Here is a 20,954-nt window from a genome sequence, read left to right as displayed (position 1 = left end):
ACAGAAGGAAAAAAAGTAATAGGTAAAGAATATTTATTGTAGAAGACCTGTTAAAACTAGATGAGTTTGTTGATAGGAGGGATACAATTTAACAAGTAATTTGTGATGATAGAGCTCTAAGTAAAATGAGAAGTCAGCTGCAAAAACAAAGAATAATTCCATGCTGTTAATAATTAACAGTACTATTAACGTTTGTTAATAGAAACGACATTAAATGGCTATAAAAATTAATAATTGAAGATGAAAGTACTTATTCCAAACTAAACTAAGGAGTGTTATTTTGAAAAATATTATAATTAGTATAGTATTTTTATCAAGTTTTGTCGTTTCATTTCTTTCAGTAAATACAGTCACCTTTGCTGCAGTTGATTTCTCTGATATTGAGAATTCCTATGCAAAAAATGCTATCAACGAGTTAGTAGAAAAAGGCATTATAAATGGTTATCCAGATGGTGAATTTAGACCAACATCAGCAATTACAAGACAAGATTTTGCTATAATTTTAGCGAAAGCACTGAATTTGAATCTAACTAACTCTCCAAGTACTCCAACATTTACCGATATTCCAACAACTCATTATGCTTATCCAGCTATCGAAGCAGCAGTTAAAGCTGGATTAATAAATGGGACAGGTGATGGGAAGTTCGGGGTTGGCTCAGGTTTAACACGTCAAGAAATGGCTACTCTATTTGCTAGAGCATTAGGTGGCGAATCTATTGGCCTTGGCGAGCAGCTTACTTTTGATGACCAACATAAAATTTCTGCTTGGGCAAGGGATGCGGTAGGTTTTGCAGTAGCATCAAACCTAATGACAGGCGATACATTAAATCGTTTCAATCCACAAGCAATAGCTGAAAGACAACAAGTTGCCCTTGTTGCGTCTCGGTTTTTAAAGCAGATTGATAAAGTAACACCAGAACCAGAACCAAAGCCAGAACCAAAGCCAGAACCAAAGCCAGAACCAAAGCCAGAACCAAAGCCAGAGCCAAAACCGGTGCCAAAACCAGAGCCAAAACCAGAGCCAACCCCAACCCCAACCCCAGATCCTACACCAACACCAAGTGTAATTCCTGTAGTCGGGATTACATTGAATGAGGTAATAGAAAATCTTCAAATTGGTGAAACAAAGACACTAACAGTAACGGTTGTACCTGCAAATGCGACAAATAAACTTGTGAGATGGTCTTCATCAGATCTGAACGTTGCAACTGTTAACGGGCAGGGGAAAGTAATAGCGACTGGTATAGGGACTGTGACCATAACAGCAACAACGGTAGATGGATTAAAAACAGCTTCAGTTACTTTCACAGTGACCCATAGCAATGGTGCAGCGATTACTGGCGTAGGAACGTCATCATCTGTTTTACAAATGGGAGAGACTACTAGTAGAACAGCAGAAACAACCGAATCAGGCACCATAACCTGGTCATCAAGCAATACTAGTGTTGCAACAGTTCATTCTAGTACAGGTGAAATTACTGCTCACACACCGGGCACAACAACCATTTCGTATACTAGTAGTAATGGTAAAATGAATTCTGTGAGTCTCACTGTATATGATGAGGCAACAGCAAAAAGCCCAACATATTCGCAAGTACTGCAAATGGACGAAGTGATAACAGCTTCAGTAGGAGCAGGCTTATCTGCAACAGCAACAAACAAAAGTTTTGTAGCTGAACCAACAAGTGTAGCGACAGTGAATGCTACAACTGGCCAAGTAACAGCTATAAGTGCAGGTAGCTCAGTTATTACGTATGTAGGAATGGATGCTAATGGCGTAGTAATTGAAAAAGGTACGACAACTGTGACAGTTCATCCACAAGCAGCAGTAGCTGCAATACCCATGGTGCCAGCACCTTATTCAGTTATTGGCTGGGGCTCAGCAGCAACTAATTTTACGCCTCCTGGAGTCGGACAATCCATCATCTGGACTGTAACAAATGGTACAGGAGCTGCAACAATTCAGCAAAGTACAGGGGCTATAAGAGGTGTTACAGCTGGTGATGTAACGGTAAACTATAAAATAGTGGATAATAACACTAGAGTAGTGGCTTACAAGTCAGCACCCGTAACGGTAACAATTCCAGATACACCAAGAGTTAATATTTCACCACCATATGTTGATGGTGGGACATTTGGTGGACCTTATGCCATGTCAACTAATGTAATTTTGACCGTTGCCATAACAGGAGAAAATAATTCTACTGTCATTTTCAGCAATCCGAGAAGCAATGATGACAATATTGCTACTGCAACGATTACAGGTCCAAATCCCTCAGGACATGTTTCTTTAAATGTGCAGAAGAATGGTATTGGGGAAGCGCAGATAACATTTGATTACACAGATATTAACAATAAAACTGGGTCGATGACATGGACTTTTAATTTCCAATAGAACTAATTTTACAAGCTAAAGGATGCGTCTATGGACGTGTCCTTTTCTAGTGACTTTCATTCGTTTGAAAGTGGTTTATGGTAATCTATTATATTGAAAAGCTTGAAATAGAAACAATGATGGGAAATTATATAAAGATAGTCTTTTCATCAATTCTTACATCAATAACTACAAGGGTAATAAATAAATTTGAAATAGATTTTGTCAATACGAATATTTTACTCTTGGCATATCTATTGTTATTATGGTTGGTTTCTTTAGCTATAATTTTATGTTCACACTAAAAAGAGATAGAATAGAAATTTTATATTTGTTCTATTCCATTTCTAGTGGTCGTCTCAGAGAACAAAAGTTAATTCTCTGCATCGGTGAAAAACAACACATGCTGTGCCTACCCCTTAGAAATTATTATAATTTGTAATTATTTACATTTCCGAAAAGTATTAATTTATTTAATTAAAAATATATGTCAATTAGTCGTTTAAAAATAAATAAGATATAGGAGTTGATATAATTAATAAAACAAAGATTTATAAAGCGTTATTAATTTTGTTACCCATTAGCTTACTATTGAATTTATTTTTTGTAGTGACGTTTATAGAAAATAATTCGAGGAAACAAGAATACTTCATTTATAACCTAAACCTCAAATTATATGAATTAAATTTAGCAATAAACAATCAAAAAGAAAATGATTTTCAGGACCCTCAAATTGTAATGATTCAGCTAGATAAGGTAAAAGGTCTTTTAGTTGATTCGGTAATAACTAATAATTTCGCAAGTAGTGTGTTGAATGATAAAGAAAAAAAGATGCTACTGAGCATATACAATTTTTTAGAACCTTTGCCAAAAAGTGATTTATTTGAGGTAGAAAAATGGGGAAAAGCGGATACAGAATATATTTTAAGGGTTGGAGAAGCATTGAGTTTGTCTAACTATACTGCTAACAGCTTCCCTGAGCAAAATTGGAGTTCAGTTGTAAAACAATGGGAACAACTGGTTAAGGCATTTGAAACTGATTTTAATTAAGAAAACGTTGAGAGGATGCAGGGCAGATTGTTACTTGGACCATGGACAGAAACCATAAGTCATGATTAGCATGGGATATCGCAGTTTGCCCCCACACTCTTTATATGATGTGACAACACTAAGTCGAGTCGGTGCTATTGCAATAAAGCTTAGTATTACATGGGGTGGAGATTGGACAGCGAACATTGATCGTCCACATTTTGAAGTTAAACCAACTTGGATTATGCCAAAAGAATATAAAATTGAAGGACAAGTGATTATTCCCACTATAGCAAATACCAAGTGTAATTAATTGTGGAGGACAATACAGCTAAATCGATAGTGAAGGATGATGATACAATGCGATTTACGAATGAAATACTCAAAGCTACAGCTTGTGATTACCTTAAGCAAGCAGTGGACAAAAAGCTTATCGATAAATCACATCCAGATAAATTTGATGCTGGTACATTGACGGATAGTGATTTTGAAGGTTTGAAGATTATAATTGCACATCGTAGCGCTTAACAGTAGATGCCCGTTAACTTAATTGGTAATGGGCTTTTTTATGTTTCTACTTACTGTCTCTCTTACTTTTTACATAAAATCAGAAAATCTCTTAGTGACCAAATGAAGAAAAGTAATGGTAAACCAGTAATGAATAAAAATCCTAAAATGAATGAAGCTATAGGGATTTCTCCGGTATCAGTTGCCATAACACCGATAAAAAGCCCTAATGGACTAGTCGCACAAAAAATCAATAAATTGGTCACGCAGGTAATGATAAAGATAAAAAATGGGTATACATAATAATCCAAACGATGCGAACGTCATTTAACTCGCCTCAATTTCACTTCTGGAAATTTCCCCTTAGAATGTTAGACCTATAAAATCTTAACAATGTATTGCTCTATTTCATATATGTAATATTTCCATAAACTAATACTTGATAAAATGCAAAACCACTATCCGTTACACAAAAAAGTCACCAAAATCACGAAAAAGTCACATTCCCCCCGAAAACCCACGAAAACAGGCGAAAAGCATGTCTTTGTACTTTCACACGAAACCTTGCTATAATAAGGTTTGCGAATACATAGGAAAGAGGGTAAAAGCATGAACGCTTATGATGAATATATGAAGCAGGTTGTGAAGCCGATGCGTGAGGAGCTTGTGGAGGCTGGTTTTACGGAGCTAACGACTGCGGATGCGGTGAATGAATTTATGGCGGAGACGAAGGGAACTTCGTTAGTGGTGATTAACTCGGTTTGTGGTTGTGCGGCAGGGCTTGCTCGTCCAGCGGCACGTGAGGCGATTGCAGCGGTGAAGCCAGATCATCTTGTGACGGTGTTTGCGGGGCAGGACCCAGAGGCGACTGCGGCGATGCGTGGTTATTTTGAGGATGTGCCACCTAGCTCACCATCTATGGCGATTTTAAAGGATGGGGAGTTGGCTTACTTTATCCCACGTGAACAAATTGAGGGATTCGCTGTGGAGCAGATTGTCTCTCATTTAACTGGCGTGTTAGAGCAAACATGCGAGAACTAAAAACGATAGTGACGACAGCGGGCAGACCAGATGATGTATCGATGGCGCTCGCTGCTTTTGCGTGTCAAGAATTAGGTGCTACGTTTGAGCCACGGAACAAGCGCTCTGTTCGCAAAATTTCGCAGGAGTTGCAGGCACATGTGATGGTCGCTGGGAAGAATCGCTTCGAGTATTATGCCTATGGGACGCAGGAGCCGTTTTTCTTTCACCCCAATTCTGCGGCGTTTCGATTAAAGCGTGTTGCCCGTGGTGAGGCAGAGCCTTTTTTGGAAGCGGCACAGCTTCAACTAGGGGATTCTGTGTTAGATTGTACGTTAGGTTTAGCGGCAGATGCCATGTTAGCGGCTTATACAGTGGGTAAAGCAGGTCGTGTTGTCGGACTAGAAGCGAATCCAAATGTAGCGTTTATTGTTAGACAGGGGATGCAAGCCTATGATACATCCGAGCTACCTTTAACTGCCTGTATGCGACACATCGAGGTAATACAGTCAGAGGCTGTTCGCTATTTAAACACCTTACCAGACAATGCATTTGATGTGGTTTATTTGGACCCGATGTTTGAGAAGATTATTGAAGAGGCCAATAATTTTCAGTCACTACGGCTAGCAGGGGAGCATGTCACATTAACCGATGAATGGGTTCATGAAGCCAAACGTGTAGCGAAAAAGCGTGTGGTGTTAAAGGCACATTTTCGCTCAGAGTGGTTTGCGACCTATGGCTTTCAGCAGCATGAACGGATAACTGCAAAATTTCATTATGGTGTGTTAGAGGTATAGAGGCTTGTTCTTGAGACAAGCCTTTTTTTAGTATATGGTAATAAAAGGGGATGGTGGAATAATATGGTGAACAATGGTAGGCGAACTCCCTTTGAGCTAGAATTGCTGGCGAATGCACAATCGTTGATCTGCACGAAACCTCCTATTCCATGGGCGTATGAAACTAGCATTGCTGCCAATGGTGTTTTGGCTTGCGGTTGGGATCATGAGGAAAACATCGTGCTAATTAGTGGCTCTGGCTATAGTGTCACTGAGCCTATAACAGGTCGTCGACTTCATCGACAACGAGATGTGGATGAAACCTATGACAGAATGAGTGAAGACCGTTTATCGTTTCAATTACCTCAGGGGTCAATATCTATTTTCGGCTTTGAAGCTGGGGATGGGATTCATATGACAGCAGATGGCTGGCAGGTTGAAGTTATTTATCCTTGGTGGCCACGTGCAACAGTAGTACTCGATTATTTATATACAACTAATTATACTTATTTAAAAAATGCGACAGCTATTGATTTACAGCGATTGGATGGCATGATTAAAGGTGGATTTTCTCCATCTGGCAAGCATTTAATAATAATGGGCTCAGGCGGTGCATTGATTTATTCGAGAAAGGGGTGAGGTCATGGATGATGAACAGAATGGCTATGTTTCCATATGGGTTGGTAATTTTACAAGCGAAGAACAGTTACATACATATCTTGCCACTGTCTATCAGGGAGAAGATGAAACGGACGAAGCCTTTTCACAAAAGTTAGCAAAGCTTTTTTTACCAGAAAATCAGCACCGTACTTGTGAGGAAGAGTTTAAAGCACTTTATGATGAGTTCTACAATCAATTTGAATACGATTTCGGCTTAACCTTCGACGAGGATTTTTGTGAAGCGTTATTTGTCGAAGCAGCTTCTAATCAACTTAAGCAACTACTTTGTGATGAATTTTCCTATTCGCAGCAATTTAAACATCAAGTGCTAGCCAAAATGGGGAATGAACTACAGAAAGCTTATAATGCAATAATTTTACTATATGACATGAAATATGAGGGTCACATTCAATCTGTAAGCCATGAAGCGTTTCATATCGATTTTGTATGTTCTATTAAATTGCAGGAAATGTGATGAAAGGAGATTTTGATGATGTCACCAGCAAAAATTCCTCGTTAAGCCCGTGGTCCACCTTGGTTCAATAACAACGATCTTATTATAAAAGGAGCGATGTAAATGATTGGACCAAGAAAAAAGACAAGTGATGAACGCATGCAGATTGGCCACTCGATTGCGCAACAAGTTATCGCAAAATATGGGGCAAATGTTCGAGCAATTGGTATTTATGGCTCGCTGGCTAGAAAAACAGATGGCCCGTTTTCCGACATTGAGCTTAAGTGTATCTGTCATCAATTAGATCACAGCTATAGCTATGAATGGACAGCAGGAGATTGGAAGGCAGAGGTCAATTTCGATCAGGCAGAAGTGATTATCGAAGAGGCAATAACGGTTGAGGAAGATTGGCCATTAACAAATGGGAAGTTTTTCGATTTACAGCCACTTTATGATCCTTCGGGCTTTTTTTTAGAACTCAAAGACAAAGCGGCCACTGTGGAGAATGCCCGATTTAAGGAAGCAATTTGCAAAACCATTGTAGAAGAAATGTATGAATACATGGGAAAATTAAGGAACATAGCTGTTCAGGGTCCCACCACATTTTTGCCGATACTAGCGATGAAAATAGCGATGACAGGTGCCATGATAGTAGGATTACACCATAAGCAGTGCTATACAACATCCGCACAAGTATTACCTGAGGCTTTAGCGATGGATGATCAGCCACACGGGTTAAAAGCATTAGCTGAAATGGTCATGACTGGCAATCTAACGAATCCTCAGCAAATCATAGCTGCCTGTGAAAACTTTTGGCAAACACTTCTCCAATGGACAGCTGAAAAGGGCTATCAGATTAAATGCTCTAAGGAGATTCCTTGGTAATTTTTTATAGAGCTTTACATTTATAGTATAAGATGCTATAATAGAAAACGTGCTATTTTAGGTAGCATATTTCCGTAATCTGGCATTCTGCTTTTTGTTTTTGTAGATACTTATTCACACTGGCGCATGCTTTGGGGCTGCAAGGACGCAAAAGATGGTAGGGTTTGCGTTGCTTAAGTTAGAAGGCACACAGTGGAATTTTACCGCGGTGATGAAACGAATTTGGTTTCAAGATAATATTCCCCAGACGATTGGGTTGAGACTTTTACAATTTACGAGAATGTTACCTATAAATACTAAAGGGGTAGTTTCGCAACAGCGAGGCTGCCCCTTGTCTAATTTTAAAGCCTGTCATGTTCAACCATGACAGGCCTTTTTGGTATACATTACCGTTTACTCTCTTCCATAAATAAGTGATAATAAAAGCATGAATTTTGGTAAAAATCTAAATTCTGCATAAAAAATCAGAAAAATCAAAAAGGTGAGGGATGTCAATGGGAAATATCGACACACTATCGACGAATGTCGTGACACAATTAGAAGAAATGGTTACACGGCAAGACAGTATGGATCAGCTAGTATCACGCTATTGCCAAGAAAGACTGCTTTATCGTCTATCTGTATCCTCCTATGAAGATCAATTTTATCTAGATGGGGATCTACTTTTATTTGCTTTAACAAATGGTTTGGTGAACCCTTCCAAAGAAGTCACGCTGACAGCGCAAGCAAGCGTTCATCAACACGATATAGTGAAACAGGCCTTTAATGAAATTTGCTCACTAGCAATACCAGCGGATGGTATTGAATGGAATGCACAGCAGATCAAATCGTCCGTATCGAATGACAATATTCAACTAAGCATACCAGCTACATTGGGCAAAATGACAGTATACATAGAAGTAAGGATTACCTTTAAAGAAAGATTGCGAATAACACCAAAGACTATTATTTTTCCGAGCTTGCTAGACAATAAGGCTGCGGTGGTTTATACATATCCAACAGAATTCGTGCTTGCACAAAAATTTATCGAAATTTACCAGTACCCCGCATTAGAAAAGACTGAAAAAACAATAAATGAAGTACAACAATTGCTACAAACGCAAACTATTGAAGGACGAAGATTGCAGGCGTATATTGTGGACTTATTTGATCGTCATCATTTTACAATCGAGCTAACTTCTACACTCGAGATGACAGGGATTCTGAAACAATTCTTTACCCCTGTTTATGAAGCTATTTTGGCTGAGGACGAATTTTTCAAGCAATGGAACAATCGAGCTTGGCAATGAAGAGAGGGACCCGCAAATCATCTACGGTTTGCGGGTTTTTGCATGGCTATTATTCAGTAATTTATTAGGGAGATACATTTGTATGTCTCATGAATGGTTTCTTCTTTTTATTAAAATGTAGCTAAAGTGTATCTGTTGCACGAATAGATAAAGTTGAATCGTATTATGTCATGAAGGAGGTTAGGTGAAAAATATGATAAAGTTTGCTGGCTTAAGTGTGCAAGAAATTGTTCAAACATATAGTGACACCCTCATACGAATTGCTGTGCAACAGACCAAAAATATGGCTGAGGCGGAGGACATTGTGCAGGAGGTTTATATGACACTGATGAGGCAGAACAAGCCCTTTGCTCATGAAGCACATTTAAAGGCTTGGCTCATAAAGGTGACATTTAATAAGTGCAAGGATTATTTTAAGTCCTCACGTGTGAAGAAGACGGTACCCATTACAGACGAAATGGCCTTTATTGCAAAAGAGGAGCAGATGGTTCTTACTGAAATTTTTGAGCTTCCTTCAGAAGAGAGAGTCATTGTTTATTTACATTATTACGAGGGCTATACAACGGCAGAAATTGCTGATTTATTAGAGATCAACGTAAATACAGTAGGCTCAAAGCTCAGAAGGGCACGAATGAAGCTGAAAACGATTCTAGAAGAGGGGAGCAAAGTATGATGAATGCTTATAAGAATGTGATGAAGCAGATTCATGCTTCTGAGGAATTTAAGCGTAAGATGCAGGAAGATATGATGAAATATGAAAAGAGGTCCTTTATGAAAAAAGTAAGAATTAGTGTTGGGAGCTTAGTAGCCTGTGCAGTGATTGCTGTCCTTGCTATGGTAAATATAAATCATGATACACCAATTGATTTGACGGAGAGAATTGTTGCGGACCATTCAGCTCCTGCGGCAAGTGCGCTAGTAAATATCGAAGGGACAATTACGGAAGTTGGAGAAGATGGGCTGAGCTTTACATTGGATAACGGTATGGAAGTAGTCGTGACAGATAAAACCAAAATAGGAATAGATGGACCGACAGCACCACCTAAGGAGGAACAGCTATTTGAGCCTACTTTTAGAGTAGGTAATTTAATTGGCGGCTATACAGAAGATACCTCCTCGCACCCAGTTCAGGCTGCTGCCATTTATACAAATTGGAATTTTGAACATCCAATACGATAAAGATTAGATGTTCAAAAAAAGAATTTCCTAAGGGAGATTCTTTTTTTTGTATAGCTTCTGGTTAACTATTTATTCCTTTTTATCCTAAAAACGAGATTGAATAATACTATTTATAAAGAAATGATTATTTTTATACAAAAAAGTATTGTCTAAAGAGAATATTGTCACTATAATTTACGTAATAGTCTTACATTTCCGAATTGCGAAAAATAATACGCATTATGGAAAAAATATCATACTAGGGGGATGGGCTATGAAAAGAAATTTAATGGTGTTGCTTACAATTATGGCAGCTTTCACGCTAGTTTTAGCGGGTTGCGGCTCGAAAGACAATACATCATCAGGTGATGGAGATAGTAAAAAAGTTTATAAGGTAGGTACTGAGGCTACATTTGCACCTATCGTATCTCTTGATGATAAAGGGAATATTGTAGGGATTGATGTGGATGTGCTACAAGCAATCGCGGATGAAATGGATTTTGAAGTGAAGTGGGAAAGTATTGGATGGGAGCCTGTATTCCAAACAATTAAAAATGGTGAAACAGATATTGGTGGTGCAGGGATTACCATTACGGACGAGCGTAAGGAAACATTTGATTTTACTGAGCCGTACTACGAATCTCAATTATTAATCGTGGTGAAAGAAGATTCAAAGATCCAATCATTGGATGAATTAAAAGATAAAAAGATTTCTGTACAAATTAATGCTACTGGTCATATGGCTGCCAAGAAGCTACAGGGTGAATCTAGTCCCAACATTTTTGCTTTCGAAAATCAACCAATTGCTATTCAAGAGATGCTAAATGGCAACGTAGAAGCGGCGATTGGAGATAATTCAGTTGTTTATGAATATATCAAGGCACATCCAAATGACAAAATCAAAGTAATTAAAGATGATTCCTTCGAAAAAGAATACTATGGTTTCATGGTTCAAAAGGGGAACAAAGAGCTTTTAGATAAGTTAAATGAAGGCCTTAAAAAGATTAAAGAAAACGGTAAGTTAAAAGAAATTACAGGTTCAGACTTTTAGTAATAAATAAACCGTAGAAGCTCACCTCAAGGGGAGTTCTACGGTTTATTTTTTAGGTGCTAGTCTTGCGCTTCAGCAACTGTTTTGACCCGTTCTAAAAATTGTAGGACTACTTTGTCCGATGCAAACAATAAAAATAATTTGACGAACCATTTTAAGGCATTATTTGTTACGGAATAAGTAAAGGAAGTCTCTGTTTCATTTGTTTTATTTAATTCATAGTAAGCCGTAATTTCAAACAAATTAGCGAGTACAAAGCCTACTTTCAATATTTTTTTATCAGGTGTATTCGAATATTCCAATGTTTCTACATCATACGTTTCGATACGTTTTCCTTCTTTATATTTTTGGCGATAAATACTGCCAACCCCTTCTTCTGTTACTTTTACAGGCTTGTTTTCAATTACCTGTGGCATAATCTTCTGCATATCAGCTAAAGAGCCATCAAGTAATTTCCAAACGTTTTCAATGGGGGCATTTATGTTTATAGTCTTTGTCCATGTTTTCATCCAAACACCTCTACTATAGTCACATGATTATTAACAATTTGAAGAGATGAGGGAGAGAAAAACAAAAAAGATTGAAGCTAATGTAGCTCCAACCTTCTTATTTGCACTGACAGGTCTACTTTATTAGGTTTGCTGATGGGGAGACTAATCCTATTAATGGAATAGCTATGCGTTAGTTTTCATCTTTTATTTTCCAGTCGTTGTAAACGATATCTTGAAGTACATTTTTCAGTTGTACAAATTGTTGCTCCGAGATATTAGATTGCTTCATCACTTGGCGGGACACTTCAGGTAGTTTCCTTCTTACATCTACGCCTTCCTTAGTTAAATATATTTTCATTAATCGTTCGTCCTCCTTAGAACGCTCACGACAAATGTAATTCTTTGCCTCTAATTTTTTTAACAACGGTGTTAATGTTCCTGAATCTAAAAATAAACGTTGGCCCAATTCTTTCACCGTTATCTGTTCGTTTTCCTCTAAAGCTAATAAAGTGATATAGCCTGTATAAGTAAGATCGTAAGGCTTCAATAATAATGTATATTGCCGAGTGATTTCCTTTGATGTTGCATACAAAAGAAAGCACAGCTGATTATCTAAATGATTAGGCATAAAAATCCCCTCTTAAAGTTCTTCTTCTACCATTTATATTAAAAATAAAGTTCCTACTTGTCAAACGCAATTAAATTGTGTACAATTCAATTTGTGGAAATTAGATTGTATACAATTTAATTAATAACAAAAGATAAGGGGTTTTCAGTTATGAAAGAATTATACGCAACTACAATGATTAATGAAGGTGGCCGTAGTGGCACATCCTATGCAGAAGATCAATCTTTATCGTTAAAAATTGCACCACCAGGCTCCAAATTAGCCGATGTGACAAACCCAGAACAATTATTTGCAGCTGGCTATAGTGCTTGTTTTAATAGTGCATTAGATTTAATTAAACGCCAAAAGAAACTAAAAAATGCATCAACAATTAAAGTAACAGTGAAATTAATGGAGCAAGCTTCTTTTGACTATGTGCTTGCAGTGGAAATCGAAGGGCATATTGAAGGACTAGCAGTGGAGGAAGCACAGGAATTATTAGAGGTCACACATACGGTGTGCCCATATTCAAAAGCCACAATGGGCAATATTAATGTAACAATAAAAGCAGTTTAAATTGTGAAAAGAGGGAAACTACATGTTATCAACTACATCATTAAAACAAATTATGCAAATGCGTAAATCTGTTCGTAAATACAATGCAGAGACTAAAATTCCGCGTGAAACAATCATGCAGCTGTTGCAGGATGCTACTTCAGCACCTTCTTCAAGTAATATGCAGCCATGGCGCTTTCTTGTGATTGATGATAAGGAAATTCAGAAGAATATTAACTTCTTTTCATTTAATCAAGAGCAAATCGAAACAGCCTCTGCTATTATTGCTGTCATTGGTGATATAGAGATGTATGTAAATGCTGAGGAAATCTATGCAAAAAATGTGGAACTGGGCTATATGCCAGAACCAATTGCCAATAAGCTTGCACAAGATGCGCTGACAATGTATGGTTCAGCACCAACAAAAACATTAGAAAATATCGTACATTTTGATGCTGGCTTAGTATCGATGCAAATCATGCTATTAGCGAAGGAAATGGGCTATGATACCGTTCCGATGGGTGGGTTTGATAAAGCAAAATTCGCTGAATACATGGAATTACCAGCAAATGAAATTCCTATTTTATTATTAGCCATTGGTGAAGCGGCAGCCCCAGCATATGGTTCTTCACGCCTACCAATAGACCGCATTGTTCGCTTTAATAAATAATTTCAAGCAATGTCCTTGATACACGTGAGGACATTGCTTTTTTAAAGATTTTTTAGGAGTGAATAGGATGTCTTCATTAACTTTTATTTTAAGCTTAGTCGTAGCAGCTGAGCATTTGTATATTATGTATTTAGAAACGTTTGCTACTACTTCTAAAAGAACAGCAAGAACATTTAATCTGTCTGAAGTAGCGTTAGAAAATGGAAATGTTCAAGTTCTTTTCAAAAATCAAGGCGTTTATAATGGTCTGATTGCGATCGCCTTATTGTATGGATTATTTTTGTCACATCAGCAAACGGAAATGGTCGCCATTTTTTTAATCTTTGTAATTATTGTCGCTTTGTATGGTAGCTTAACAAGCTCTAAATCGATTCTATTAAAACAAGGTGGACCTGCTATTTTAGCACTTATTAGTTTATTTTTTTAAAGGAATCCCTACAGAATGCGTAAGATGTTTTTATTTTTATTTAATCATAAAAACTTAATGTAAACTTGTCACCCTATCCTACACATCAGGAGCTTTATCAAAGATATAAGCAGAAGCCAAAGCAACAGCAAAGGTATTTGGATACTGTTCTTTTTAAATAAATGCATGATGCATCTGTAACTGTTAGAAAAAGTATTATTGTTCAATGAGTTAAAAAGATTAAATGATATAATTTTTGATGGAAATATTCTTCGAGCTATTACCTACCATCGATATACGCTCAGCTAAGCGAAAGCTAGGACAGGACAACTTTAATTTCAATTAAAACACTCATGTAGAGAGTGGTTGTTTATTTGCTATAGGGCCATTGAAGGTAGTAATGCTTATTGCAAAAATGGGTATAATTTGAAATAATTTAATGAAACACTCGTAAATGGGAGGGCGAAAATGCGGTACTTTACAGGTTACAGCTTGTTAATAATGTTCACCTTGTTGTTTTTAATTGGATGTGCAGGAGTTGAAAAGGAAAAATCCCCATCAGATACTAAAATAACCATTGAGCCCTACAACATGAGTGAAAAAGAAACCTTACTCATCAGTAAAACAGGTGTAGAGCAAATTAATTTTTTCAAGTTGAATGGCACTTTGAAAGAAGATGATGATTTGCAATTTTCAGTGGAAGTGTTTGAAAATGGGAAGTTTAAAGAGGAGTTACTAAAGACTTGGGGTGAACTCGAAACAAAATATAATGATAGCCTTATTTCTTTTGGAATAAGTGACAGTAGGGACGAAGACCATTCTTTAAAACTGTTAAATGGTATACCTTCTGGGCTTGCCACAACATTTTATTCGAATAACATGACAACTTCATCTTTCAGCTTACTAATTGACGAAAAAATGACTTTAGAAAAAAATAAACCTATTTATTTAACAGCGTGGCTAGGCACTACTAAAAACGAACTATATTCTGGTAGAGGCAGAAATGGGGAACTACCCCCGGGTATTGAAGGAGCTGAACTTGCATATTTTTACAAAGTTCTATGGACGGATAAATAAAAGAGATAAGTTCTATCAAATCCAAAATGTTTGTAGGTAGGCTTGTGAGATATCTGCTTTGACACCCTGTTTTGTCGCAACCTGTTCAGAAGTTTTTGGTAAAACACTGAGTTTACCATCTATCTCAAGTAATGCATATTGTACATCTTGTACAGAGAAAATAGCTTGTTCGCGTAACATCATTGTTAACTCTTCCATATGCATTCTATTTTTTATAAAGGCAGACTCTAAAAGATGTGAATTAACTTGTGTAAAAAGCTCCAAGAGTATACGACAAACAATTGATAAAGTTATATTTTTTTTAAAATAAATAATAAAAGCCAAGAGGACTACGACTCTTGGCTAATTATCTATTGAAGATATTTTGAATATTGTTGTTGATTATTAATTGCTTGGAAAGGTTAAATGATTGTACAGAGATTTGTTTACAAGCGGTGGCGTTAATGTCTTGTAATAGTGCTATTACTAAGCAAATTTTGCAACATATGTACAGAAATTTGTGAATCATGTGCATAGCATTGTTGAAAATTTCAATATGCATATTGCCAAGAATATGCAAAAATTTGTTGCAAATGTGCGGAAATGTATAGAAAGTTGGCTCAATAATTGATTAAAGTCCTTCTTTTTGAGGAGGGTTTTTTATCAATTATTAAGTTTTCTGTACAATCAGTAAAATAATACCGAATTATTTTGGTGATAGTTCACTTTCTACTAACCACTTATGATTTTTAACCATTTCTCCTGTAGTAGAAATATAATCTACCATATACACAGTTGTATCATAAGCACCTATGATTGTAGCTTCAGCTCCTTTCATGTTAGGCATATGTTCAGCATTTATAATAGCTTTACTTCCTATTGGGAAAGCGGGATTTTCAGCTACCTTTAAACCTTCTAGAATTTCTCCTGAACTTGAATGATTCATTTTCATATTGTCCATCATCAATATATTTTGTAACCAAGTTGCATGTCGTTGTTCATCATGTGAGGCATGTATAAAGTGCATTTGAACATAATGAGTTGTTGCTTTTGATGCAATATCCTGATAATAAGCAGAAGCCTCTAATTCATTTTGAATCGCTTTTTGGACACCTTCTTTAAAATCTCTTGGTATTTCCCCAAACGTAATTTGTGGTTCTTGTCCACCCATCATCCTTAAAATCATTGTGAACCAATGATAATGCTTTATTTCATCGTGCTGTATTCTTAAAATAATCTGTCTGAACTGTTCATTGGGAGTTAATTGAATTAATCTTTGATAAAAATTATAAGCATGAACTTCTAAATTAATTGCTCTTGAAACGTCTTCTATTAGATGAGTGTCACTAGTTAAATTCATTCCCATCGGACCGCTACCATTTTGCATATTAGATTGCCTCCATTCCTCTTTCTAAGCTAGTATACGGTTAGCTAGTCAATATGTTTGTTTTTTAGCCTAACACTTTTAAAAAGCATTCATATATAATGAGGGCTGAGAAGGCTATTCTCTTGAAAAAGCATATGAGACAGTCGAGGAATGAGAAAGTACAGGGTATTCTAAAATCTTCAACAATGCAAAAAACCTAAAAAATTTAATAGATATATGGGGAAATTTTCTTTAACAGTAATCATTGCTACTTTGACAAAATTTCTTGTTTTTTTGGATATACATAAAACTAATTTTTAATGAAAGACGTTTCTAAAACAATTGCATATGATAATATGATGAATCTGTGAAGGGAATGAATTAAATGTATTATCAATCTAACGGATATCCACACCAAATCCCTTATTATGGAAATATATCAATCCATCATTATATGGAATACCCGAATTACTGGACATACCCTTATGGTCATGCTTCTAATGAAATAATGTTAAAAGATTATGGAGCTAACCCATTTGTTATTAATATTAACGAGGCGTCAAAGCAAAACAATACGTATCGTACAGCTTTATGGACAGGAAAGCATTTACAGCTAACATTAATGAGTCTAAATCCCGGAGAAGATATTGGATTAGAAATGCATCCTAATGTGGATCAATTCTTGTGTATAGAGCAGGGTCAAGGGGTAACTCAAATGGGCAAGAGTAAAGATAATTTAACCTTTAAAAGAAATGTCCATGATGATTTTGCTATTTTTATCCCTGCTGGAACATGGCATAATTTAACAAATATAGGTAGTGTCCCACTAAAACTTTATTCTATCTATGCTCCGCCTAACCATCCGTTTGGAACCGTTCACCCTACTAAAGCTGTAGCAATGGCTAGTGAAAAGGATAAAAATAATAGTAATGGAAATACAGTTATTTCTGGCAAGACTCCAGATGAATGGGTGCGGTACACGGAATTCTTGGTAAATGAAGGATTAGAGGATGTTCAAAGAGGAGTAAATCCAACACACATTCTTCAGGAATTTATTCTTATGGGAGTTCTAGTAGGTAAAGGATATTCTCCAGTAGAGGCATATGAGACAGTGGAAGAATGGGAACGGACAGGGGAATCTAAACTTCTACAACAAAGCAAAAATATGTAGAAAAACTTTAAAGATAATGGATACAGGTAAAAGACTTTAAGGTACTTTTGCAATACAGAGACAAAAGTACCTAAACTCTTCTATTTAGGGTTTTAAAACCACTTTAATGCAACCTTCTTGCTTTGTATCGAATATTTCATATGCATGTTTTGCTTTTTCAAGAGGGAGAACATGTGTAATGATATCACCGACATTCACTTTTCCTTCAGCCATTAAGTTATAGACATGAGGCATGATATGAACAACTGGGGCTTGTCCAGTACGAATCGCTACATTGCGTTGGAATATATCTCCGAGTGGGAAGGCGTTGTATCGACCGCCGTATACACCGGTAATTTGGATTGTTCCTCCTTTACGTACAGCTTGACTGGCCGTGACAAGGGCTCCCATAGCACCACCTTGAAGTTTTATCCCACTTGCAAGAAATTCTAGAGGCGTCATTTTTCCGCTCATCCCTACGCAATCAATGACAACGTCTGCACCGCCCTTGGTAATCTCTTTCAAGTATTCACCACAATTTTCATGGTCTTCAAAATTAACGATTTCGACGTTATTTGTCTTCTTTGCATGTTTCAGACGATCCCCGATGTAGTCAACTGCAATTACTCTTTCTGCTCCTTTCAACCAAGCAAATTTTTGTGCTAGCAGTCCAACAGGTCCGCAGCCAAGAATAATAACAGTATCTCCTTTCTTCACACCAGCATTATCTACACTCCAAAAAGCAGTAGAGGCGGCATCGGCAAGGAGAACAAGACTTTCATCAGGTACTTCTGATTTCTCTGGAATTTTGAAAGGGATAAAATTGGCATAGGGCACCCGCATAAACTCTGCCTGTCCTCCTGGAAAACCGCCTGTTGTGTCTGAATAACCAAAGTAGGCACCCATTTCGCCATTATCGTTTGCATTATCACATTGACTTTCCAGATCATGATTGCAGTACCAGCATTCCCCGCATGCAATATTAAAAGGAATGACAATCCGGTCACCCTTTTTAACCTTCGTCACATCTTTTCCAACTTCTTCTACAATACCCATTGGTTCATGACCAATGACATAATCTTGTCCAAGATTCGGAATCATACCATGAATCAAATGCAAGTCTGATCCGCAAATGGCAGTTGTGGTTAAACGAACAATAATATCATCGGCTTTTTTTATTTTAGGGTCTTGTACTTCTTTAACCTCAACATTTTTTACACCTTGAAAAGTGACAGCTTTCATTAAAAAAATCCCTCATTTTCGTTTATTTTTTCGGTGAGGTAGGGAACATTCCTTTTCGATTCATATCTTTAGGGAATAAATCCAACTGGGCAATATTAATCGCATTTTCTGCAGATTTAATATCCAGTTCTTTTTGACCTGCAAGATCATAAGGCTTCAGCCATTCTTTTTTTACCATCAGTTCAGAAATTTCGAAATATAAATCGACCATGACATCCAGCTGAGTTCTCAAGATTTTATGAAGAGCAGGAGAAGCTGTTTCTGTTAAGGCAATTGAAAGATTCCGAATACCCGTTTTGGTTGTAAGTAAAAACTCAAGAGCAAGCCCCGAATCAGTTAGTTCAGGCATCCCAACTGAATTTATAGGATCTAAATAGTCTTGCATACAATTGTCCTCCTAATATTCCAATTCCGATTTTGAGGAGAGCTTAACCATAGCAGTGAGTGCCGGGGTAGATAATTTTACATTTTTGTCCAATAACGCTCTTAAATCATCATCAAAGACCACACCTTGACTCAGCTTCGATTTAAGTAAACTAGTTGTCATAAAGTTAATGACTTCATGAAATTCCATGGTTTCATGAAGTGCTAATTTTTTCTCAAACACGTAATTCGCACCTCCATAATTTTCTTTAAAAAGTCTTCCCTTTAGCAAGTTATTTATACAAATTCTCATTGGATTAAAAAACTATATTGATAGCTAAAATCTGATTTAAAATTGAATTTCTTCCATTATTTTCACTCAACCCATTTATTACATTACTTATGTGCTTGAAACCTTATGAAAATTAGTTTTAGGCATTTTTCTCTTTGTCTAAAGAAAATGCGGAATAGCATATAATAGGTAGACAGATTAAAAAATAAAATCTGTTTATTTAAGGGGAGTATTTTTTATGGGGCAAAGCAAACATTCACTCGAGTTGAAACTACATATCCTTCAATTGTTCGAAGAAGGTCACTATTCTATAAATGAATTGTGTGAAAGATTTTCATTAGATCATCAAACTTTTCATAGATGGAAAATGAAATTTGAGGCAGGTGGACGTGAAAGATTACAAGAAGCGACTTCATGTAAATTCTATTCAAAAGAGTTAAAGTTAGCGGCTGTGGAGGACTACATTCAACGGAATTATTCACAAATGGAAGTGTTAACTAAATGTGGTATTGGTATCCAAAAAAACAATCTGCTGATGATTTGTTAATAGCATTGGAGCAACCTGACAAAAAAACTATTACTACTGAAAAGAAATAGTATTTTAACCTCATAAGTATCCTTCTTTCCATAATAAGTCGTTAATTTCCATTTAAAGTTTCATTTGTGATTATTTGAATTAAACTGCTTCGTTAGTTCAATAAAGAAAAAAGAGCTGCATATTGTAGAGTTATAAAAAAGATTGATTATTTAAAACAAAGTTCGATTATTTAAAATAAAGATGGATCATTAATAAAATTTGATAAAAAGTAACCTCTTCGGGTATGATATCCGCAAGAGGTTACCGTTAAAAGATAGATTAATTATTATAAACAATGGGCATTTTTCTTATTAACGTGCCTTGTCCAATAGTGGAATATATAAATTTTGCTACATTCTCTCTAGAGACAGACAGTTTAGCCGATTGATTTCCAATCGAATAACCATAAAGTTGCCCATTGTGTTTTATATTAGGATTAATAATTCTTACAACAGTCCAATCTAAGTTGGATTGCTTAATAATCCTTTCCATCTTCTTCATTTCAGCATAACCGTTTGGTAAGAAGAGTTTTGCCAATATTCTTGGCAAAACTGTCGATAAGTTTTTCTTATCATCTTTCGATTGTAAGGCCGGTGTTGCTAGAGTAATAAATCTCCTTTTGTTGAACTTCTTCATTGCTATGATAATCCGGTCATGTCCGTCGGCAATTGGCGTACCTTTAAGCTTTCGAGATATATCATTCGGGGGCCCCATTGTGCTAATTACAACATCAGCTTCTGCAACTGCAGTTTCAATGGCTGGTGTGTCCGAGAGTTCCCCTCTTACAAGCCGTAAATTCGAATGATTTATCTTGATCTTCTTAGTATTTCTAACATAAGCAGTAACAAGATCTCCGTTGTCTAATGCAATTTCCATTAGGAGATGACCGATTGCCCCACTTGCCCCAAAAATAGTTATGTTCATTCCTTTCCTACCACCTCGAGCGTATTATGTTCCTAAATAAAATGCATCTAAT

The 20,954-nt window shown here is 36.6% G+C and carries 27 protein-coding genes; 19 read left to right on the top strand and 8 right to left on the bottom strand.

The genetic code is table 11. The features are described 5' to 3' along the window. The first annotated feature begins 280 nt into the window (after positions 1–280). From RCJ95_RS17515 to RCJ95_RS17455, 13 genes are all read left to right on the top strand, one after another. Positions 281–2,395 (top strand): Ig-like domain-containing protein, encoded by a 2,115-nt coding sequence (locus RCJ95_RS17515; RefSeq protein ID WP_446722590.1) that lies wholly within the window; start codon positions 281–283, stop codon positions 2,393–2,395. A 570-nt stretch (positions 2,396–2,965) separates the two neighbouring features. Continuing rightward, positions 2,966–3,424, top strand: coding sequence for a hypothetical protein (locus RCJ95_RS17510; RefSeq protein WP_257522045.1), 459 nt, complete (start codon positions 2,966–2,968; stop codon positions 3,422–3,424). Positions 3,425–3,485: 61 nt separating this feature from the next. After that, positions 3,486–3,716 carry a M15 family metallopeptidase gene (locus RCJ95_RS17505; protein WP_263082467.1) on the top strand — a complete coding sequence of 77 codons (231 nt, stop codon included), beginning with the start codon at positions 3,486–3,488 and terminating at the stop codon, positions 3,714–3,716. A 2-nt stretch (positions 3,717–3,718) separates the two neighbouring features. Next, complete coding sequence (locus tag RCJ95_RS17500) at positions 3,719–3,931, top strand: hypothetical protein (protein ID WP_446722589.1); 213 nt, start codon at positions 3,719–3,721, stop codon at positions 3,929–3,931. 588 nt (positions 3,932–4,519) lie between these two features. Beyond that, a complete protein-coding gene (locus tag RCJ95_RS17495; RefSeq protein WP_446722588.1) occupies positions 4,520–4,951 on the top strand; it encodes a BrxA/BrxB family bacilliredoxin in 432 nt (143 codons plus the stop codon). Then, positions 4,939–5,727, top strand: a complete 789-nt coding sequence (locus RCJ95_RS17490; protein WP_405026791.1) for a class I SAM-dependent methyltransferase — start codon at positions 4,939–4,941, stop codon at positions 5,725–5,727. The genes RCJ95_RS17495 and RCJ95_RS17490 overlap by 13 nt, the downstream gene beginning before the upstream one ends. A 63-nt stretch (positions 5,728–5,790) precedes the next feature. Then, positions 5,791–6,345: a hypothetical protein gene (locus RCJ95_RS17485; RefSeq protein WP_446722587.1), complete on the top strand. Its 555-nt coding sequence runs from the start codon at positions 5,791–5,793 to the stop codon at positions 6,343–6,345. 4 nt (positions 6,346–6,349) lie between these two features. Beyond that, positions 6,350–6,841: an immunity 22 family protein gene (locus RCJ95_RS17480; RefSeq protein ID WP_312128811.1), complete on the top strand. Its 492-nt coding sequence runs from the start codon at positions 6,350–6,352 to the stop codon at positions 6,839–6,841. A gap of 102 nt (positions 6,842–6,943) precedes the next feature. After that, on the top strand, positions 6,944–7,705 hold the full coding sequence (locus RCJ95_RS17475; protein WP_312128812.1) for an ANT(4')-I family aminoglycoside nucleotidyltransferase: 762 nt from the start codon (positions 6,944–6,946) through the stop codon (positions 7,703–7,705). A gap of 494 nt (positions 7,706–8,199) precedes the next feature. After that, positions 8,200–8,994, top strand: a complete 795-nt coding sequence (locus RCJ95_RS17470) for a nucleotidyl transferase AbiEii/AbiGii toxin family protein (RefSeq protein ID WP_446722586.1) — start codon at positions 8,200–8,202, stop codon at positions 8,992–8,994. Positions 8,995–9,187: 193 nt separating this feature from the next. Further along, positions 9,188–9,667, top strand: coding sequence for an RNA polymerase sigma factor (locus RCJ95_RS17465; protein WP_004228445.1), 480 nt, complete (start codon positions 9,188–9,190; stop codon positions 9,665–9,667). Then, complete coding sequence (locus RCJ95_RS17460) at positions 9,664–10,173, top strand: hypothetical protein (protein ID WP_446722585.1); 510 nt, start codon at positions 9,664–9,666, stop codon at positions 10,171–10,173. The genes RCJ95_RS17465 and RCJ95_RS17460 overlap by 4 nt, the downstream gene beginning before the upstream one ends. 253 nt (positions 10,174–10,426) lie before the next feature. Then, positions 10,427–11,203: a basic amino acid ABC transporter substrate-binding protein gene (locus RCJ95_RS17455; protein WP_004228443.1), complete on the top strand. Its 777-nt coding sequence runs from the start codon at positions 10,427–10,429 to the stop codon at positions 11,201–11,203. Positions 11,204–11,262: 59 nt separating this feature from the next. Here the strand turns inward: RCJ95_RS17455 and RCJ95_RS17450 are convergent, their stop codons facing one another. Beyond that, complete coding sequence (locus RCJ95_RS17450) at positions 11,263–11,712, bottom strand: SRPBCC family protein (protein WP_054549303.1); 450 nt, start codon at positions 11,710–11,712, stop codon at positions 11,263–11,265. A gap of 172 nt (positions 11,713–11,884) precedes the next feature. Further along, positions 11,885–12,322 (bottom strand): MarR family winged helix-turn-helix transcriptional regulator, encoded by a 438-nt coding sequence (locus tag RCJ95_RS17445; RefSeq protein ID WP_054549302.1) that lies wholly within the window; start codon positions 12,320–12,322, stop codon positions 11,885–11,887. A gap of 150 nt (positions 12,323–12,472) precedes the next feature. Between RCJ95_RS17445 and RCJ95_RS17440 the strand changes: the two genes are divergently transcribed. From RCJ95_RS17440 to RCJ95_RS17425, 4 genes are all read left to right on the top strand, one after another. Beyond that, a complete protein-coding gene (locus RCJ95_RS17440; protein ID WP_004228436.1) occupies positions 12,473–12,877 on the top strand; it encodes an Ohr family peroxiredoxin in 405 nt (134 codons plus the stop codon). Positions 12,878–12,899: 22 nt separating this feature from the next. Further along, positions 12,900–13,526, top strand: coding sequence for a nitroreductase family protein (locus tag RCJ95_RS17435; protein ID WP_221679850.1), 627 nt, complete (start codon positions 12,900–12,902; stop codon positions 13,524–13,526). 67 nt (positions 13,527–13,593) lie between these two features. After that, entirely contained in the window at positions 13,594–13,953 is a 360-nt protein-coding gene (locus tag RCJ95_RS17430; protein ID WP_221679849.1) for a DUF1304 domain-containing protein, read from the top strand. A gap of 447 nt (positions 13,954–14,400) precedes the next feature. After that, positions 14,401–15,009 (top strand): hypothetical protein, encoded by a 609-nt coding sequence (locus tag RCJ95_RS17425; RefSeq protein ID WP_257522053.1) that lies wholly within the window; start codon positions 14,401–14,403, stop codon positions 15,007–15,009. Between the two features lie 15 nt (positions 15,010–15,024). Here the strand turns inward: RCJ95_RS17425 and RCJ95_RS17420 are convergent, their stop codons facing one another. Both RCJ95_RS17420 and RCJ95_RS17415 read right to left on the bottom strand, forming a co-directional pair. Then, positions 15,025–15,273, bottom strand: coding sequence for a YetF domain-containing protein (locus RCJ95_RS17420; RefSeq protein ID WP_370635294.1), 249 nt, complete (start codon positions 15,271–15,273; stop codon positions 15,025–15,027). A 421-nt stretch (positions 15,274–15,694) separates the two neighbouring features. Further along, positions 15,695–16,375 carry a DUF1541 domain-containing protein gene (locus tag RCJ95_RS17415; protein ID WP_337975888.1) on the bottom strand — a complete coding sequence of 227 codons (681 nt, stop codon included), beginning with the start codon at positions 16,373–16,375 and terminating at the stop codon, positions 15,695–15,697. A 364-nt stretch (positions 16,376–16,739) separates the two neighbouring features. On the opposite strand from RCJ95_RS17415, the gene RCJ95_RS17410 reads away from it, so the two are divergent. Beyond that, positions 16,740–17,525, top strand: a complete 786-nt coding sequence (locus tag RCJ95_RS17410) for a cupin domain-containing protein (RefSeq protein WP_221679846.1) — start codon at positions 16,740–16,742, stop codon at positions 17,523–17,525. An 84-nt stretch (positions 17,526–17,609) separates the two neighbouring features. Here RCJ95_RS17410 and RCJ95_RS17405 read toward each other — a convergent pair whose 3' ends face one another. The 3 genes from RCJ95_RS17405 to RCJ95_RS17395 are packed head-to-tail and all read right to left on the bottom strand — an operon-like array spanning position 17,610 to position 19,353. Then, complete coding sequence (locus RCJ95_RS17405; protein ID WP_446722584.1) at positions 17,610–18,746, bottom strand: zinc-dependent alcohol dehydrogenase; 1,137 nt, start codon at positions 18,744–18,746, stop codon at positions 17,610–17,612. A 22-nt stretch (positions 18,747–18,768) separates the two neighbouring features. Beyond that, positions 18,769–19,131, bottom strand: coding sequence for a spore coat protein (locus RCJ95_RS17400; RefSeq protein ID WP_446722583.1), 363 nt, complete (start codon positions 19,129–19,131; stop codon positions 18,769–18,771). 12 nt (positions 19,132–19,143) lie between these two features. Then, positions 19,144–19,353 carry a spore coat protein gene (locus RCJ95_RS17395; protein WP_446722582.1) on the bottom strand — a complete coding sequence of 70 codons (210 nt, stop codon included), beginning with the start codon at positions 19,351–19,353 and terminating at the stop codon, positions 19,144–19,146. 286 nt (positions 19,354–19,639) lie between these two features. On the opposite strand from RCJ95_RS17395, the gene RCJ95_RS17390 reads away from it, so the two are divergent. Further along, complete coding sequence (locus RCJ95_RS17390) at positions 19,640–19,948, top strand: helix-turn-helix domain-containing protein (RefSeq protein ID WP_257522058.1); 309 nt, start codon at positions 19,640–19,642, stop codon at positions 19,946–19,948. 309 nt (positions 19,949–20,257) lie between these two features. Here RCJ95_RS17390 and RCJ95_RS17385 read toward each other — a convergent pair whose 3' ends face one another. After that, positions 20,258–20,902: an NAD(P)-dependent oxidoreductase gene (locus RCJ95_RS17385; RefSeq protein WP_427433280.1), complete on the bottom strand. Its 645-nt coding sequence runs from the start codon at positions 20,900–20,902 to the stop codon at positions 20,258–20,260. Positions 20,903–20,954 lie beyond the last annotated feature (52 nt).

This window comes from Lysinibacillus sp. BSL11, assembly GCF_052928325.1.
The sequence above is the reverse complement of the archived record's forward strand: the minus strand, read 5'-3'. Positions and strand labels throughout refer to the sequence as shown.

What these genes read in the sequence shown, in the direction of transcription:
- RCJ95_RS17455 (WP_004228443.1), top strand. Translation starts at nt 10,427, where the DNA reads ATGAAAAGAAATTTAATGGTGTTGCTTACAATTATGGCAGCTTTCACG.
- RCJ95_RS17425 (WP_257522053.1), top strand. Translation starts at nt 14,401, where the DNA reads ATGCGGTACTTTACAGGTTACAGCTTGTTAATAATGTTCACCTTGTTG.
- RCJ95_RS17450 (WP_054549303.1), bottom strand. Translation starts at nt 11,712, where the DNA reads ATGAAAACATGGACAAAGACTATAAACATAAATGCCCCCATTGAAAAC.
- RCJ95_RS17415 (WP_337975888.1), bottom strand. Translation starts at nt 16,375, where the DNA reads ATGCAAAATGGTAGCGGTCCGATGGGAATGAATTTAACTAGTGACACT.
- RCJ95_RS17480 (WP_312128811.1), top strand. Translation starts at nt 6,350, where the DNA reads ATGGATGATGAACAGAATGGCTATGTTTCCATATGGGTTGGTAATTTT.
- RCJ95_RS17405 (WP_446722584.1), bottom strand. Translation starts at nt 18,746, where the DNA reads ATGAAAGCTGTCACTTTTCAAGGTGTAAAAAATGTTGAGGTTAAAGAA.
- RCJ95_RS17435 (WP_221679850.1), top strand. Translation starts at nt 12,900, where the DNA reads ATGTTATCAACTACATCATTAAAACAAATTATGCAAATGCGTAAATCT.
- RCJ95_RS17400 (WP_446722583.1), bottom strand. Translation starts at nt 19,131, where the DNA reads ATGCAAGACTATTTAGATCCTATAAATTCAGTTGGGATGCCTGAACTA.
- RCJ95_RS17385 (WP_427433280.1), bottom strand. Translation starts at nt 20,902, where the DNA reads ATGAACATAACTATTTTTGGGGCAAGTGGGGCAATCGGTCATCTCCTA.
- RCJ95_RS17490 (WP_405026791.1), top strand. Translation starts at nt 4,939, where the DNA reads ATGCGAGAACTAAAAACGATAGTGACGACAGCGGGCAGACCAGATGAT.
- RCJ95_RS17460 (WP_446722585.1), top strand. Translation starts at nt 9,664, where the DNA reads ATGATGAATGCTTATAAGAATGTGATGAAGCAGATTCATGCTTCTGAG.
- RCJ95_RS17505 (WP_263082467.1), top strand. Translation starts at nt 3,486, where the DNA reads ATGATTAGCATGGGATATCGCAGTTTGCCCCCACACTCTTTATATGAT.
- RCJ95_RS17390 (WP_257522058.1), top strand. Translation starts at nt 19,640, where the DNA reads ATGGGGCAAAGCAAACATTCACTCGAGTTGAAACTACATATCCTTCAA.
- RCJ95_RS17470 (WP_446722586.1), top strand. Translation starts at nt 8,200, where the DNA reads ATGGGAAATATCGACACACTATCGACGAATGTCGTGACACAATTAGAA.
- RCJ95_RS17410 (WP_221679846.1), top strand. Translation starts at nt 16,740, where the DNA reads ATGTATTATCAATCTAACGGATATCCACACCAAATCCCTTATTATGGA.
- RCJ95_RS17485 (WP_446722587.1), top strand. Translation starts at nt 5,791, where the DNA reads ATGGTGAACAATGGTAGGCGAACTCCCTTTGAGCTAGAATTGCTGGCG.
- RCJ95_RS17495 (WP_446722588.1), top strand. Translation starts at nt 4,520, where the DNA reads ATGAACGCTTATGATGAATATATGAAGCAGGTTGTGAAGCCGATGCGT.
- RCJ95_RS17465 (WP_004228445.1), top strand. Translation starts at nt 9,188, where the DNA reads ATGATAAAGTTTGCTGGCTTAAGTGTGCAAGAAATTGTTCAAACATAT.
- RCJ95_RS17430 (WP_221679849.1), top strand. Translation starts at nt 13,594, where the DNA reads ATGTCTTCATTAACTTTTATTTTAAGCTTAGTCGTAGCAGCTGAGCAT.
- RCJ95_RS17445 (WP_054549302.1), bottom strand. Translation starts at nt 12,322, where the DNA reads ATGCCTAATCATTTAGATAATCAGCTGTGCTTTCTTTTGTATGCAACA.
- RCJ95_RS17440 (WP_004228436.1), top strand. Translation starts at nt 12,473, where the DNA reads ATGAAAGAATTATACGCAACTACAATGATTAATGAAGGTGGCCGTAGT.
- RCJ95_RS17475 (WP_312128812.1), top strand. Translation starts at nt 6,944, where the DNA reads ATGATTGGACCAAGAAAAAAGACAAGTGATGAACGCATGCAGATTGGC.